The sequence below is a fragment of the Streptomyces sp. NPDC046349 genome (assembly GCF_055587885.1).
Map to the genome: position 1 here is coordinate 64,876 of NZ_JBVJFK010000002.1, position 15,950 is coordinate 80,825.

Annotated in this window: 11 protein-coding genes; all 11 read left to right on the forward strand. The window is 72.8% G+C overall.

The window, feature by feature from the left end:
• Nucleotides 1-14 precede the first annotated feature (14 nt).
• The 11 genes from ACZ6JS_RS03980 to ACZ6JS_RS04030 all read left to right on the forward strand — a co-directional run bounded on the left by ACZ6JS_RS03980 (nt 15) and on the right by ACZ6JS_RS04030 (nt 15,906).
• On the forward strand, nt 15-1,679 hold the full coding sequence (locus tag ACZ6JS_RS03980) for a beta-N-acetylhexosaminidase (RefSeq protein ID WP_469295616.1): 1,665 nt from the start codon (nt 15-17) through the stop codon (nt 1,677-1,679).
• A 295-nt stretch (nt 1,680-1,974) separates the two neighbouring features.
• Nucleotides 1,975-2,892, forward strand: a complete 918-nt coding sequence (locus tag ACZ6JS_RS03985) for an FAD binding domain-containing protein (protein ID WP_078658922.1) — start codon at nt 1,975-1,977, stop codon at nt 2,890-2,892.
• The gene (locus ACZ6JS_RS03990) at nt 2,889-5,159 is read left to right on the forward strand and encodes a (2Fe-2S)-binding protein (protein ID WP_469295617.1); all 2,271 of its coding nucleotides are present in this window, start codon (nt 2,889-2,891) and stop codon (nt 5,157-5,159) included. Before ACZ6JS_RS03985 ends, ACZ6JS_RS03990 begins: the two co-directional genes overlap by 4 nt.
• Nucleotides 5,160-5,218: 59 nt before the next feature.
• Entirely contained in the window at nt 5,219-7,510 is a 2,292-nt protein-coding gene (locus ACZ6JS_RS03995; RefSeq protein WP_469296378.1) for a xanthine dehydrogenase family protein molybdopterin-binding subunit, read from the forward strand.
• A gap of 167 nt (nt 7,511-7,677) precedes the next feature.
• Entirely contained in the window at nt 7,678-8,211 is a 534-nt protein-coding gene (locus ACZ6JS_RS04000; protein ID WP_469295618.1) for a hypothetical protein, read from the forward strand.
• Nucleotides 8,208-9,659 carry a WXG100 family type VII secretion target gene (locus ACZ6JS_RS04005; RefSeq protein ID WP_469295620.1) on the forward strand — a complete coding sequence of 484 codons (1,452 nt, stop codon included), beginning with the start codon at nt 8,208-8,210 and terminating at the stop codon, nt 9,657-9,659. The genes ACZ6JS_RS04000 and ACZ6JS_RS04005 overlap by 4 nt, the downstream gene beginning before the upstream one ends.
• Before the next feature lie 21 nt (nt 9,660-9,680).
• Nucleotides 9,681-10,850 carry a type VII secretion-associated serine protease mycosin gene (gene mycP, locus ACZ6JS_RS04010; protein ID WP_469295622.1) on the forward strand — a complete coding sequence of 390 codons (1,170 nt, stop codon included), beginning with the start codon at nt 9,681-9,683 and terminating at the stop codon, nt 10,848-10,850.
• A gap of 37 nt (nt 10,851-10,887) precedes the next feature.
• Nucleotides 10,888-11,325 (forward strand): hypothetical protein, encoded by a 438-nt coding sequence (locus tag ACZ6JS_RS04015; protein WP_469295623.1) that lies wholly within the window; start codon nt 10,888-10,890, stop codon nt 11,323-11,325.
• A 15-nt stretch (nt 11,326-11,340) separates the two neighbouring features.
• Complete coding sequence (locus ACZ6JS_RS04020) at nt 11,341-13,626, forward strand: hypothetical protein (protein WP_469295625.1); 2,286 nt, start codon at nt 11,341-11,343, stop codon at nt 13,624-13,626.
• Nucleotides 13,623-14,177, forward strand: coding sequence for a hypothetical protein (locus ACZ6JS_RS04025; protein ID WP_469295626.1), 555 nt, complete (start codon nt 13,623-13,625; stop codon nt 14,175-14,177). The genes ACZ6JS_RS04020 and ACZ6JS_RS04025 overlap by 4 nt, the downstream gene beginning before the upstream one ends.
• Before the next feature lie 280 nt (nt 14,178-14,457).
• Entirely contained in the window at nt 14,458-15,906 is a 1,449-nt protein-coding gene (locus tag ACZ6JS_RS04030) for an MFS transporter (protein ID WP_469295627.1), read from the forward strand.
• Nucleotides 15,907-15,950: the final 44 nt, after the last annotated feature.

Sequence of the window (15,950 nt, forward strand, 5' to 3'; positions counted from 1 at the left end):
CGAAGGGCTGACGCATGGACCTGATCCGCACGGGCCTGATCCCCGCACCCCGGGTCGCGCTCCTCGACGAGGGCGGCCGCCGCTTCGCGTTCGGACCCGAGCCGCTCCTCGACGCAGGGCCCGGCACCGGATCCGTCGCCCGCTGGATGCGGCGGGAGCTGGGGGCGGCCACCGGATGGGCGCTGCCCGCCGCCGGGCCGGAGGCCGGGGCCGGCGCGGTCGCGGAGCTGCGGTTGCGGATCGACCCCGACGCCGCGGGGGACCGCGGGCCGGAGTCCTACCGCCTCGACATCGGCGAGGGCGGGGCGGAGCTGACGGGAGCGACGGCCGCCGGGCTGTTCTGGGGCGCCCAGACCCTGCGCCAGCTGCTCGGGCCGGACGCGTACCGCAGGGCGCCGCTGCCCGGCCGGGCCTGGAGCCTGCCGTACGCCCGGGTCGCGGACGGTCCCCGCTTCGGCTGGCGCGGCATGATGCTCGACGTCGCCCGCCACTTCATGCCCAAGGACGGGGTGCTGCGCTACATAGACCTGCTCGCCGCCCACAAGCTCAACGTGCTCCACCTGCACCTGACGGACGACCAGGGCTGGCGGATCGAGATCAGGCGGTACCCGCGGCTGACCGGGGTCGGGGCCTGGCGGCCGCGCAGCCGGAGGGGCCACCGGGCCTCGCCGCTGTGGAACGAGACCCCGCACGGCGGCTTCTACACGCAGGACGACATCCGCGAGATCGTCGCGTACGCCGCCGCGCGGCACGTCCGGCTGGTCCCGGAAATCGACGTGCCGGGGCACTCGCAGGCCGCCATCGCCGCCTACCCGGAGCTGGGCAACACCGACGTGGTCGACACGGCCGCGTTCGGCGTCTGGGACGACTGGGGGATCTGCGAGAACGTCCTCGCGCCGACCGAGGCGGTGCTGCGCTTCTACGAGGGGGTCTTGGAGGAACTGCTGGAGCTGTTCCCGGCGGAGGTCTCGCCCTTCGTGCACCTGGGCGGCGACGAGTGCCCCAAGACGCAGTGGAAGGCCTCCCCGGCCGCGCAGGAGCGAATCCGCGAGCTGGGCGTCGACGGCGAGGACGGCCTGCAGTCCTGGTTCGTCCGGCACTTCGACGGCTGGCTCGCCGAACGCGGACGGCGCCTCATCGGGTGGGACGAGATCCTCGAGGGCGGGCTCGCGCCGGGCGCGGCCGTCTCCTCGTGGCGCGGCTACGCGGGCGGGATCGCCGCCGCCGAGGCCGGGCACGACGTGGTGATGTGCCCCGAGCAGCACGTGTACCTGGACCACCGTCAGGCGGGCGGCGAGGACGAGCCGATGCCCATCGGATACGTGCGCTCCCTGGAGGACGTGTACCGCTTCGAGCCGATGCCGCCGAAGCTGTCGCCGGAGGCCGCCGCCCATGTGCTGGGCGCCCAGGCCAACATGTGGACCGAGGTGACGGAGGACCAGGACCGGGTCGACTACCAGGTGTTCCCGCGGCTGGCGGCCTTCGCCGAGGTGGTGTGGTCGTGGCAGCCGGCGCCCGAGGAGCGCGACTACGCGGACTTCGAGCAGCGAATGGCCCCGCACTACGCGCGGTTGGACGCCCTGGGCGTCGGCTACCGGCCGCCGGGCGGCCCGTGGCCGTGGCAGCGGCGGCCCGGAGTGCTCGGGCGCCCCATCGAGGGCACGCCCCCGAACGTGTGACACCGGCGCGCGGCAGCCGGCCTGAACGGAAAGGTAACGGGTCCGGAACTCTGACTCGATTTCCTGCTATACGGGGAAAACCGGGCAATAGGGGAGGAGGGCTGCCGAAGGCGGTGCGACCGGGCCCCTCCACCTCGTACGGGCACACCGTGCGCGACTGCGGGGCGCCGGGAGGACCCTCGCGCCGGGCGGCTCGGAAGATGTGCCAGAGTTGCCACGTCCCGGCGGTGAGCACGTACCGTACGGCGGACAGGCGTGAGCGCCAGGACCGGGACATCGGGAAGGGGCAGCTGGGTTGACCACGCACGCACCGCACGCACCGCACGCACCTGATTCACCTCAGGGGGCTCAGGGGCAGCAGGCGGCGCAGTCCGTGACGCTGCCGGCCTCGCTCGACGAGGCCGTCGCGGCGCTCACCGCCATGCCCGCCGCCGTTCCCGTCGCGGGCGGCACCGACCTGATGGCCGCGGTCAACGCCGGACTGCTGCGGCCCGCGGCACTGGTCGGCCTGGGCCGGATCAACGAGATCCGCGGCTGGCAGTACCAGGACGGCCACGCGCTGCTCGGCGCGGGCCTCACCCACGCCAGGATGGGGCGGCCGGACTTCGCCGCCCTGATCCCCGCGCTCGCGGCCGCCGCGCGCGCCGCCGGGCCCCCGCAGATCCGCAACGCCGGCACCCTCGGCGGGAACATCGCCACTGCCGCGCCCACCGGGGACGCGCTGCCCGTGCTGGCCGCGCTGGAGGCCGTACTGGTCATCGTCGGCCCGGGCGGTCAGCGCGAGATCCCGGTCTCGCACCTGCTGGCCGGCCGGGAGATGCTGAGGCCCGGCGAGCTCATCGGCTTCGTGCGGGTGCCGCTGCTGCATGCCCCGCAGGTGTTCCTCAAGGCCACCGGGCGTACGGGGCCCGGGCGCGCGGTGGCGTCCGTGGGGCTCGTACTGGACCCGGCGCGCCGCGGCGTGCGCTGTGCGATCGGTGCGGTGGCCCCGATGCCGCTGCGGCCGCTGGAGGCCGAGCAGTGGGTGGCCTCGCTGATCGACTGGGACGGCGGACGGAGCCTGGCCCCCGAGGCGCTGGAGGCCTTCGGCGAGTACGTCGCGGCCGCCTGCGTGCCCGACCAGGGGGAACCGGTGGCTCCCGGCGTACTGCACCTGCGGCGGACGGTGGCCGTACTGGCACGGAGGGCCCTCGGAAGGGCGCTGACCTCATGAGCGAGAACGAGAACGAGAACGTGACCCAGGGGAACGGCACGACGGGCTGGGGCTGGGAACCGGTCCCGCAGGGCGGCGAGTACGACTCGGACGCCACGGCCTTCGTGAAACTGCCGCAGGACATGCTCGACGCGCTCGGCACCGGTGAGCCGCTCGCGGCCCCCGGGCACGGCTACGTGCCGCCGCCGATGATCGTGCCGCTGGGCTCGGCCAGTACGGACCCGGCGGCCACGGGCACCTGGACGCTCCCGGTGCAGTGGCCGGAGGCGGGCGCAGACGCGCCGGCGTCCGCCGCGGGCTCCGGTGCGGCCTCCGGGTCCGTGGGCGGCCCCATCCCCGCTTCGATCCCCATCCCGGCGTCGGCGGCGGCCGCGTTCGCCGACTCGGAGCCGGAGTCCGACCCGGCGCACGACCCCGGTGCGACCGCGGAGTGGCGGTTCCCCGGGGGGGTGCACGAGCCCGAGGAGGCGCCCTCGACGACCGGCCAGTGGGCGGTGCCGGACTTCGCGCAGCAGCAGGGCGACTTCCGCACGGGCGGCGGCCTGGACGCGGACTGGAGCCAGGCCCCGGCGACCCTGCCGGGCGGCGCCCCGGCCCCGTGGGCGTACCTGGCGCAGCAGTCGGCCGCAGACCCGGAGCCGGGCCCCGGCCGGGCGCCCGGCCAGGACGCCGGCGTCCTGCCGGGCACGGACGAGGCCGCAGCCGCTTCGGCCGCGGCCGCCGCAACGGCGCAGGCCGCCGGCCGCCTGCTCGGCGGGCCCGGTGTGGGCGCCGCGGGCCGAGGGCCGCGGGTGCTGGGCGGGCCCGGCGTGGGCACCGCGCTGCAGGAGGCCGAGCCGGCGCACCGGGCGCCGCACGACATCGAGGCCGCGCACGGCCCGGCGGCGACGGCGCACGCGGGGGAGCGCCAGCATCCGGCAGCCGCGGCGCAGGATCCGGCCGAGGCCGCCGCCGGCGTGGACCTCTTCGGCGGGGCGCGGGCCGAGGCACCGGCCGCGGACGCCGCGCAGCCGACCGAGCCCGACCACTCCGACCGGCCCGGGCACGCCGAACACGGTGAGGAAGCAGACCTGTTCGGGCATCTCGGCGATGCCGGGCATGCCGGGCACATCCGGCATGGGGGGCGTGCCGGACAGGACGGGCGCGACGGCCACTCCGAACACGACGCGCATGCCGGCCTGTTCGGGCCTGCCGGCCAGTCGGGGCACTCCTCCCATTCCACGCATTCAACGCACTCCACGCACTCCACGCACTCCGCGCACTCCGCGCATCCCGCGGACACCGACGGGCACGGCTTCGCGGCCTTCGGCCAGGCCCCGGAGTCCGCTGCGGAGCCCGCTGCGGAGCTCGCTCCGGCCGGCGGCGCCCCCGAGGCGGAGCCCGCGTCGGCGGACGCCCACGGCTTCGCGGAACCGGGCCGCGTGCCCGCACCGGACCGCGCCGACGCCGAGGGGCAGGCGCCCGCCGAAACCGCCCCCGCCCGCGCCGATGTCCCGGCCGAGTCCACGCCGGCGTCGGACACCGCCGACAGCGCGGCGGAGCTCCGGCTCGGAGGAACCGGCGAAGGGGTCCCGCACGGGGCGCCTGCGTACGAGGAGGAGACCCGGCCCGCCGCCGTCCACCACGAGCACCCGCACGCCTCCTACGTGCTGCGCGTCAACGGTGCCGACCGCCCCGTCACCGGCGCCTGGATCGGGGAGTCCCTCCTCTACGTGCTGCGCGAGCGCCTCGGCCTCGCCGGCGCCAAGGACGGCTGCTCCCAGGGCGAGTGCGGCGCCTGCGCCGTGCAGGTCGACGGCCGGCTCGTCGCCTCCTGCCTGGTCCCGGCGGCCACGGCCGCCGGCAGCGAGGTCCGCACCGTCGAGGGCCTCGCGACGGGCGGGGAACTCTCGGACGTCCAGCAGGCGTTGTGCAGGTCGGGTGCGGTGCAGTGCGGATTCTGCGTGCCCGGCATGGCCATGACCATCCATGACCTGCTGGAGGGCAACCACGCCCCCAGCGAGCTGGAGACCCGGCAGGCGCTCTGCGGCAACCTCTGCCGCTGCTCCGGCTACTCGGGGGTCGTCGAGGCCGTGCGCGAGGTCGTGGCCGGGCGGGAGGCCGCGTCGGCCGCCTCCGCGGACGCGGCGCAGGCCCATGCGCAGGGACAGGGGCAGGGACAGGGACAGGGGCACGTTCAGGCCCAGGGCGGGGCCGCGCCGGAGGCGCGCATCCCGCACCAGGCAGCGCCCGGCGAGGGCGGCATCCACCACGGAGGCACGGCGTGAGCGGGCAGGACGCGGCGACGGCGACGGCGACGACAGCCGTGAACGCCACGGTGACGGCCATGACGGTCCCGGGGGCGGCCGAGGCCGCCGAACCGCAGGCACCTCGCGGCATCGGAGCCTCCGTCGAGGCCGCCGACACCCGCGCCAAGACCGAGGGCACCTTCCCCTACGCCGCCGACCTGTGGGCCGAGGGCCTGCTGTGGGCCGCCGTGCTGCGCTCCCCTCACGCCCACGCCCGGATCCTCTCCATCGACACCAAGGCCGCCGCGGAGATGCCCGGCGTGCGCGCCGTCGTCACCCACGCAGACGTGCCCGGCGCCACCACCCACGGCCGCCGGATCGCCGACCGGCCGGTGTTCGCCCACGACGTCGTGCGCCACCACGGCGAGCCCATCGCCGCCGTCGCCGCCGACCACCCGGACACGGCACGGCTCGCCGCGGCCGCGATCGCCGTCGAGTACGAACTCCTCGACCCGGTCACGGACCCCGAGCAGTCCTTCGGCGCCCCCGCCCTGCACCCCGACGGCAACCTGATCCGGCACATCCCGCTGCGCTACGGCGACCCGGAGGCCACCGGCGAGGTCGTCGTCGAGGGCCTGTACCGCATCGGCCGCCAGGACCCCGCCCCCATCGGCGCCGAGGCCGGGCTGGCCGTGCCCCGCCCCGACGGCGGCGTCGAGCTCTACACCGCCTCCACCGACCCGCACACCGACCGGGACCTGGCCGCCGCCTGCTTCGGTCTGGAGCCGGACCGCGTACGCGTCGTCGTCACCGGCGTGCCGGGCGCGACGGCCGACCGCGAGGACGCCGCCTTCCAGCTCCCGCTCGGCCTGCTCGCGCTGCGAACGGGCTGCCCGGTGAAGCTGGCCGCCACCCGCGAGGAGTCCTTCCTCGGCCACACCCACCGCCACCCGACCCTGCTCCGCTACCGCCACCACGCGGACGCGGAGGGCCGCCTGGTCAAGGTCGAGGCGCAGATCCTGATGGACGCGGGCGCCTACGCCGACGCCTCCGCGGAATCCCTGGCTGCTGCGGTGGCCTTCGCCTGCGGCCCGTACGTCGTCCCGCACGCCTTCGTCGAGGGCTGGGTCGTACGGACCAACAACCCGCCCTCCGGCCACGTCCGCGGCGAGGGCGCCATGCAGGTGTGCGCCGCCTACGAGGGCCAGATGGACAAGCTCGCGGCCGCCCTCGGCATCGACGGCGCGGAACTGCGCATGCGCAACGTCATCGCTACCGGCGACCTGCTCCCCACGGGCCAGACGGTCACCTGCCCGGCGCCGGTGGCGGAACTCCTGCGCTCGGTGCGCGACTTCGAGCTGCCCGCGCTCCCCAAGGACGCCCCCGAGGACGAGTGGCTGCTGCCCGGCGGCCCCGAGGGCGCGGGCGAGCCGGGCGCGGTGCGGCGCGGTGTCGGCTACGGGGTCGGCATGGTCCACATGCTCGGCGCGGAAGGGACCGACGAGGTCTCCACCGCCACGGTGAAGGTGGTGGGCGGCGTGGCCACCGTCATCTGCGCCGCGGTCGACACCGGCCAGGGCTTCGGCACGCTGGCCCGCCAGATCGTCCAGGAGATCCTGGGTGTCGACGAGGTGGCGGTGGCCCCGGTGGACACCGACCAGCCGCCGGCCGGTCCGTCGGCGCACGGCCGCCACACGTGGGTGTCGGGCGGCGCGGTGGAGCGGGCCGCCAAGATGGTCCGCACCCAGCTCCTCCAGCCGATGGCACACAAGCTGGGCATGTCGACGGAGCTCCTGCAGATCCAGGACGGCCGCATCACCTCGTACGACGGCGCGTTCTCGATGTCGGTCGCAGAGGCGATGGCGGGCAAGGAACTCTGGGCGACCGCCCAGTGCCGCCCCCACCCGACGGAACCGCTGGACGCTGACGGCCAGGGCGACGCGTTCGTGGGCCTCGCCTTCTGCGCGATCCGCGCGGTGGTGGACGTGGACATCGAGCTGGGGTCCGTACGGGTGGTGGAGCTCGCGGTGGCCCAGGACGTCGGCCGGATCCTGAACCCCCGCCAGCTCGAGGCCCGTATCGAAGCGGGCGTCACCCAGGGCGTGGGCGCGGCCCTGACGGAGAACCTCCGCACGGTCGCCGGCCTGGTCCGCCACCCCGACCTGACGGGCTACGCCCTGCCGACGGCACTGGACGCCCCGACGGTCCGCATCGTGAAACTGGTGGAGGAGCGCGACGTGGTGGCCCCGTTCGGCGCGAAGGCGGCGAGCGCGGTCCCGGTGGTGACGACCCCGGCGGCGATCGCCTCGGCAGTCCGCGCGGCCACTGGGCGCCCGGTCAACCGGCTCCCGATCAGGCCGTCTGCGGCGGTGGCGGTGCCCAACTCGTGACCGTCTGACCCGCATTGCACGTGCAACCCGGACTTGGGGCTGTCGGTGCCGGTCGCTAGAGTGATCGACGAGAGTGTGCGCGCGCACGTGCGAACGGGTGCGAACGGGGACGGGGAGCGGCGCAGAGCGTCGCGACCACGGGGAGTCGGGGAGTCGGGGAGGCCATCGTGGCAGAAGACAACGGCGGGATTCTGGCGGTAGGCCTGTCCGGGGACATCGCGGCATCGATCAGGGCGCAGGCGGACGCGCAGGCGAAGGCTGCGGCCCTGCAGGTTCAGTACGACGACATGAAGGACTACCAAAAGCTGGTGGACGGCCTCCTGACGAAGCTTCAGGAATCACCGGCGCACCACGGGACCCTGGCGGACGGCACGCTGCCCAACGGAGTGCTGGGTACGGGCTTTCCCGCAGCTGAGAAGCTCAACAAGTCTTACACCACCGTCCACTCGGAGCTGCAGAAGCTGTCGAAGGGGCTGGCGGTGCAGATCGAGGCCCTGGGCATTGCCGTTCAGTCGGCCGGCAAGGGCTACAGCGAGGTGGACGAGGAGACGAAGCGGCGCATGGGCCTCCTGGCCAAGCAGGCCCATGACCAATACGTCCCGGACCGTGACCCGTACGCGGACAAGTCCGGCGAGGGCGTGCAGTCTGCGCCCGGCTCGCCGCAGCCGAACGGGACGAAGAAGGGTGGTGTGCTCGGATGAGCGGATTCGAGGGTTACACGCACGCACAGCTCTACGCGATGATCGCGGCGCTCGACGACGAGGCGGTCAGCGCCCGGGGAACGCAGCTCACCGAGGCCGCCAAGACGATCAAGGAAATCGGCGAAAAGCTCAAGAAGCACAAGGTCAAGGGCTGGGAGGGTGAGGCGGCCGAGGCGTTTCAGAACTGGGTGAGCCAGGCGGGGAGTGCCACGCTGGTCCTGGCCGACTACAGCGCGGCTGGAGGCAAGTACCTGACGCAGACGGCACAGGTCATGCGCGAGGTGAAGCCGAAGAACGGCACCGGGGACATGCCGAAGTACAGTGCGTCGGCGGAGGCGAGCCTAAAGGAGGACCTCGCCACGTCCCGCGAGTACCGCAACGACCCGGACGCGGTGCAGCTGGGGCAGCAGGCCTGGTCGAAGCTGAGCGGAGACCACGCTCGGGCCGTGGACGCGATGAACAAGCTCTCAGGGTCGTACGAGCAGTCGTCGGCGCAGATGGACAAGGCGACGATCCCGACGTTCCCCTTGCCGCCGCCGGTGTTCGTGCCGGACAAGAGCTACGGCATGGAAGACATAGAGAGGCCCGGAGGGGGATACGGTGGGGGGGCAGCCAGCTCCTCGTACTCGCCGCCGCGTTCAGACGTCGGTCCGCAATCGACTGGGCCGGGCTCGGTACCCGGACATGAGCCGAGGCCGGGTAGTACGGTCCCGTCGGTTTCCGTGCCGTCGATCCCGGATCGCGAAGTAGGCGTGGATCTCGACACCGTCGCTACGCTTCCGCCCTCCACCACGCCGCCGGTGACCACCACACCTGGTCTCCCACCGGCCACGGGTCCTGTCGGGCCTACACCCGGCCCCTTCGTCCCGCCTGTGACCCTCCCGCCCCTCGGCGGCCCGAAGGGCCCCGGCCCCTTCGGTACCGGCCCCGGAATCGGCCCGTACCCGGGAATGGGTGGTCCTGGCGTTCCTCCTGGTGGCAAGGTCATCGGCACGCCCGGCTTGCCCCCGCGGGACGCCGGCATCACGGGCGGCCGTCCGGTGACGTCCACCGGCCCGATTTCCGGCATCCCACGCGGCACGGTCATCGGTGAAGGCACTCAAGCAGGTCGTCACATGGGTGGCGGTATGGGCCACGGTGCCGGCGGCCCTTACGGCGGCACCCAGGCAGGGCTCCCGGCCGGCCGCCGACTGGCCTCGGAACCGGGTGGCGTCATGGGCGGGCGTCAGGCCGGTACGGTCGGTCGTCCGATCGCGGCGGGTCAGCCGTTCACCCAGGGCGGTTCCGGTCTCGTGCGCAACGGTGTCGGTCCCGTGGGTCACGCAGCCGCAGGCGCAACTCCGGGCAGGCGCCGGGACGACCAGGGCGGCGAGCGCCCCGACTACCTGACCGAGGACGAAGAGACCTGGCAGGCCAACCGTCGTGTTGCCCCGCCTGTGATCGACTGAGCAGAACGGACTTTGTACGGGATGCACGTGCGCAAGGCGACCGCGGCCCTGTTGGGCTTCCTGCTGGCCGGGGTCGCCGCGACACCGGCCCATGCGGAGACCATCCGATCGCAGCAGTGGCATCTCGACGCCATGAAAGCGGACGAGATCTGGAAGATCAGCACCGGCAAGGGAGTCACAGTTGCGGTGATCGACTCAGGCGTTAATCGCATCCCGGAACTTGAAGGGCAGATCCTTCCTGGTGCGGTGTTTCCGGTTGGGGATGCTCCGACTGACCGAGATAACGACTATGACGGTCATGGCACAGGCATTTCCGCGATGATTGCCGGCACCGGGAAGCACCCGAGTGGTGACGGTGCCTTCGGACTCGCGCCTGGTTCCACAATTCTTCCGATTCGTGTGCCTGACGTGCATGAGGAGGCGAAAGCCCCCTCACTGGTCGCGGCCATTCGATATGCCGCAGACTCAGACGCCAAGGTCATCAACATCTCCAAGGCCATCGGTGGCAGCCCCGAAGATGATCGAGATCGGGCTGAAGCGGTGAAGTACGCGCTCTCCAAGGGGAAGCTGATCTTCGCTGCCGCTGGCAACTATGGGAGTTCCACCAACAGCCTTCTCTATCCGGCCGCTACCCCTGGGGTTGTGGGAGTTGGAGCTGTGAATACCACCGGGGAGCCGACCAAGGAGTCGCAGCACGGCCCTCAGGTGGACATGGCTGCACCTGGTATCGACATCATCACCGCCTGTACCGGCAAGTCGGGTCTCTGCAAGACCCACGGCACCAGCGACGCCTCCGCCCTCGCCTCCGCCTCCGCCGCACTCCTTTGGTCCGCCCACCCCGAGTGGACCAACAACCAGGTCCTGCGCGTCCTTCTGAACAACGCCGGTAAGCCCGTCGACGGGTCGCAGCGCAACGACTATGTCGGCTACGGCATCGTCCGGCCCCGGATCGCGTTGCAGACGCCCGGGGATCCGGGGCCCGCCGATGTGTACCCGCTGCCCGACCTGGCCGCAGCCCAGTCGGGGGCCAAGTCGCCCTCCGCGCCCGCGTCGGCGGCGTCCGAGCCGACCCCTCAGGCCGCCGAGGAGAAGCAGAGCAGCAGCTCTCTGCTCTGGGTGGGGCTCGGGCTCGGGGCGTGCGTGCTCATCGGTGGGGCCGTGACCGCGGTCGTCGTACGGCGCAACCGCTGATCTGATCCCACCCCGTTCCGACCCGGAGGTTCACGCGATGTCGTTCGACGAAGAGTGGTCGGCGGCTCGCGCCACGGCCACCGCCAACGTCGCCATGCGGCTCAATCAGGCCCCCACCGATCCCGCCCCCGGCGGACCCGGCGCCCCCGGCGACGCCGATCTCGCGCTCAACCAGGACCAGATCGGAGCCGTCGGCTCGGAGGCGTACAAGCTGCACACCCGCCTGCAGACCGACGGCAAACACGCCGCCACCGCGACCGCCGAGGCCGCCGCGGCCCTCACCAGGGAGGGTTTCGCGAGCGGGGCCGCCCTGCTCAAGGCCAACACCCTCTGGGAGACGCAGGTGAAGACCCTCGTGGCAGCCTGCGCCAACATCTCCAACGGCCTGAACTACTCGCTCTCCTCCCACGCCAAGGACGAGCAGCAGCTCCACGCGGACTTCACGGCGTCCGCCATCGACACGTACCTGAAGTAGACGAGGGCGCCCCGGATGCTGACGTACGAGAACGTGATGAACGCGCCCCTGGACAAGCTGGGGACCGCGGTCACCGACTGGACGGCCATGGCCGGCAAGCTGGACGAGATGGCCGAGGCCGCCCGCAACGGCATGAAGGCGAAGTCCGACAAGGCCGAGTGGAACGGGATCACCGCCGGGGTGGCACGCGGGTTCGTCGACAAGACGGCGAAGGAGTTCGAGGACGCGGCCAAGGCGGCCAAGGGGATGCACCAGGTCCTCGCCGACGCGCACGCCACCTTCAAGGCCGCCCAGGACGAACTGAAGAGGCTCGCCGCGGAGGCACCGGCAGCCGGTTTCCGGATCGACGCCACCGGCCGGGTCAGCGCCATCCCGCTGCCCACCGAGGCCGAGCGGAACGCGGCCCGCCACGACCCCGACTACCAGCAGACCCTCAACGCGAACCGCAACGCCTGGCAGTCCCAGGTCAACCGGGCCGTCGAGAACGCCCAGGACGCCGACGACTCCCTGGTCCGCGTCCTCCGGGCGAACGCGACGGACGAACATGACTTCAGCGCACCGCAGTTCACCACTCTCGACGCCGAACAGGTCTCCCGCGCCGCCGACCTGATGAAGAAGGTCACCGGCCCGGGCGGCACGGCCCGCAACGTCGAGGCGCTGCGCGAGCTGGAGGAACTGCTCGACGACAACCGCGAGGACCCCGAGTTCTCGACGGGCCTGTTCCGGACCATCGGTGCCGAAGGCACCCTGCAGATGTACTCCGCGATGTCGCTGGACGCGACCAGCCTGGGCGCTGCCGGCAAGGACCGGGCGCTCATGGTCTCGAACATCCAGAGCGACCTGGGCGCGATGCTCGGCCTCGCCACGCACAAGGACGTGCCGGGGCATCTCGACGCGGCCTGGACGACCCAGCTGATGAAGGCCGGGCGCAAGGAGATGGACGTCTTCGGCGGCGTCCGGCAGATCTACGGCTACCAGGCCCTCGGTGCGCTGCTGCGCGAGGGGAAGTACGACACGGAGTTCCTGACTTCGGTCGGCCGCGACATGATCGCCATGGACCGCAAGGACCCGCAGGCGTGGGAGTTCCACACGCCGATCGGCCTGGAGACCGTCCTGAACCAGGGGCCCGAGGGCGGCCGCGGCTTCTACCCGCTGACCGGGCTCATGGAGGCGCTGGGCAACAATCCGGACGCGGCGACGGCCTTCTTCAACGAGCCGGTCCGGGAGGACAGCAACAAGGACGGCGTCGTCACGAAGGACGACAAGCCGGTCGGCGGGCAGCACGGCAAGGAGCGGGGCATGGTCGACTACATGCTCGACAAGAAGCCGTACATGGACGGCTTCGACATCACCCCGACCGGCGACTTCCGCCCGGCCCAACAGGCCCTGGGTGACGCGCTGGTGGCTGCCGTCTCCGGCCGTGTACCGGGCGACGAGGCCGCGAAGCCCGTGCCGCACACCGAGGCGATGACGGCCGTGATGGAACGGGTCGTCGAGAAGATCGGCGACAAGCCGGAGCTGGTCGATGCCAAGCCGGGTGACCCGGAGGGCCCGCTGAACGGGCTGTCCGGTCACTTCGGCCAGATGGCGGCCGAGTACATGCCGGACATCCAGGCCGCGGCGGACAACAACAGTCACTCGATCAAGGCCAACGGCGTGATGGCCGAGTTCGACAAGGCCGGCATGGCCAGATTCATCGGGGCGGTGGGTCAGGACCCGGACGCCTACGGCGCCATGACCACGGCGCAGCGGACCTTCACGACCGTGCTGGTCAACGACGTGTTCGCGCATCGGGGCGAGTACGACGACGTGGACGCGGCGATCAGGGTGGCCGTGCATCCGGGCGGAGAGATCGCCGGCATGCTGGCCCAGGCCCGGGCCGAGGGCACATTCGGCGCGAACACGCACGAGGCGGAGGAGTACGTCAAGGGCGTCGAGGACAACGCCAAGTGGGTCAACCGCGTCATCACTGCGGCGGGCGGAAAGTACCTGGAACTGGTACCCATCGCCGGGGACGTTGTAGGCGCACTGCAGGAGGACATCGCCGCGAGCGTGGTCGAGGGGGCGAAGGAGGACATCGCCAAGAAGCTCGAGGGCAGCAACCAGCAGGCGGGGACGGACTTCACGCGGTCGCAGACGGCCGCGTCGACCGCTGCTGCGGATTCGGTGCGCATCGCGGCGCGGGGGTCCGGGCTGTCCGAGCGCACGGTGAACTCCTATGCAGGTGAGGCCTCCACAGAGACGGCGAACGCCCACTCGGTGGGCCGCGGCCTCGTGGCGACCATGAACGGCGGATCATGATGCTGACGCCCCGGGTGCGCGTTCCGTGTGTGGTGGCCGCCGTTGCCGTCGGAGCGGCGCTGCTGAACGCCTGCTCCGACGGCAAGGAGTCGGCCGCGCCCGAGCTGCCCGCGTCCACCTGCTTCGGGGTGTTCACCCCGGCCGAGCTCGCTCCGTTCATGGGTACCGGTGACAAGGTGCGAGTCGACTCGCCGGGAGACCTCCGCCTGACCGCGGGCCGAACCAAGGCCATCTGCAACATCGACGTCGACGGCAACCCCCGCTTGACCGTCTCGGCGCAGCGCAGACCTGCGGGGCAGGAGGTCACCTGGGGTTCCGAGGTCGAGAAGCACCAGCCCGATGAGCTGCCCGACACGGACAACAGCAGGCTGTGGGACAGCGGGGCCGCTGTGGTGCTCGGCTGCAAGGGGCCCGCGGAGGCCTTCGACCTGGTGTTGTTCATCGACGCCGTACCGGACGGGCTGAAGCGGGAGGACCGGCGTCCTGCGTTCGCCGCCCTGATGAAGAAGTTCATGGAGTCAGCGCGGCAGCAGACCGGCTGCGGCGCGTAGCGGGCGCGACGGAAAGACGAAGGCCGCCCGAGGGTGCGCCCCCCCCCGGGCGGGCTCCGGCGCGTGCCGGGGCCGGGCGGACCGGGCCCACGGCTGTGGTGATGTCGCCGACCGTACGCGGGCGGCCGCCGGCCGGGGAAGGGGACGGCCCGGGCTGCGACAGGGCTGCCATGCCGCGTTCACGGACGACGCGTGGTCCCGGGCCTAGGACCCGGGACCGAGGCCGGGATCGGTCGAACGGACAGGGTCGAAACCGGGCTGTGCACCTTACTCTGGGGCGATGAGCGCCCTCGAACCCCGCCTGCCCCAGAGAACCGCACCCCTCCCGCCCCCGCCGCAGGGCGGGGTCATGGGGCCCGCGTACCGGACGCTCAGCATCGGGATCATCTCGGTCGTCTTCCTCATCGCCTTCGAGGCGACCGCCGTCGGCACGGCCATGCCCGTCGCCGCCCGCGAGCTCGACGGGATCGGGCTGTACGCCTTCGCCTTCTCCGCCTACTTCACCACCAGCCTCTTCGGCATGGTCCTGTCCGGGCAGTGGGCCGACCGGCAGGGGCCGCTCAGGCCGCTGACCGTCGGAATCGCCGCGTTCGCCTCGGGGCTGGTGGTCTCCGGGACCGCCGGCGCCATGTGGGTGTTCGTCCTCGGCCGCGCCGTGCAGGGCTTCGGCGGCGGGCTGGTCATCGTCGCGCTGTACGTCGTCGTCAGCCGGGCCTACGAGGAGCGGCTGCGGCCCGCGATCATGGCCGCCTTCGCCGCCAGCTGGGTCGTCCCCTCCATCGTCGGGCCGCTCGCCTCCGGCACGGTCACCGAACACCTCGGCTGGCGGTGGGTGTTCCTCGGCATCCCGGCCCTCGTGGTCGTACCGCTCGTCGTCGCGCTGCCGGCGATACGGCGCTCCGCCTCCGGTCCCGTGGGCGGCGAGGCCGCGGCCTTCGACCGGCGGCGGATCCGGCTGGCGCTCGGGATCTCCGTCGGCGCGGGCCTGCTCCAGTACGCCGCCCAGGACCTGCGGTGGCTCTCGCTCCTGCCGGGCATCGCCGGCGCGGCCCTGCTCGTTCCGGCGGTGCTGGGGCTGCTGCCGCGCGGGACGTACCTGGCCCGGCGCGGGCTGCCGTCCGTGGTGCTGTTGCGCGGTGTCGCGGCGGGGGCGTTCATCGCCGCCGAGAGCTTCGTACCGCTGATGCTCGTCACCCAGCGGGGGCTCAGCCCGACGATGGCCGGCTTCTCCCTCGCGCTCGGCGGGGTGACCTGGGCGGGCGGCTCGTGGGTGCAGTCACAGGGGCGGACGGCCCCCTACCGGCAACGGCTGATGGTGACCGGCATGGTGCTGGTGGCACTGGCCATCGCCGCCGCGCCCGCCGTGCTCATCGAGTCCGTCCCCGTGTGGACGCTGGCGCTGGCCTGGGCCGTGGGATGCCTCGGGATGGGCCTGGTGATCGGCTCCACGAGCGTGCTCCTGCTGAAGCTGTCCGCGCCGCAGGAGGTCGGCGCCAACTCCGCCGCCCTGCAGATCTCCGACGCGCTCGCGAACGTCGTGCTGCTCGCCGCCGGGGGCGCCGCCTTCGCCGCGCTGGGCGGGGGAGCGGTCGGGGCCGCGCACGCGGTGACCGCCGGCGGGACGGGGGCCTCGCACCCCGCCGCCTTCGCGGTCGTGTTCCTTCCGATGGCGTGCGTGGCGCTGGTGGGGGCGTGGGTCGCGACCCGGCTGGAGCCCGCGGAGCGCTGAGCCCGGGAACCGGAAAGGCCCGGTGTCCGTGCGGCCCCGAGCGG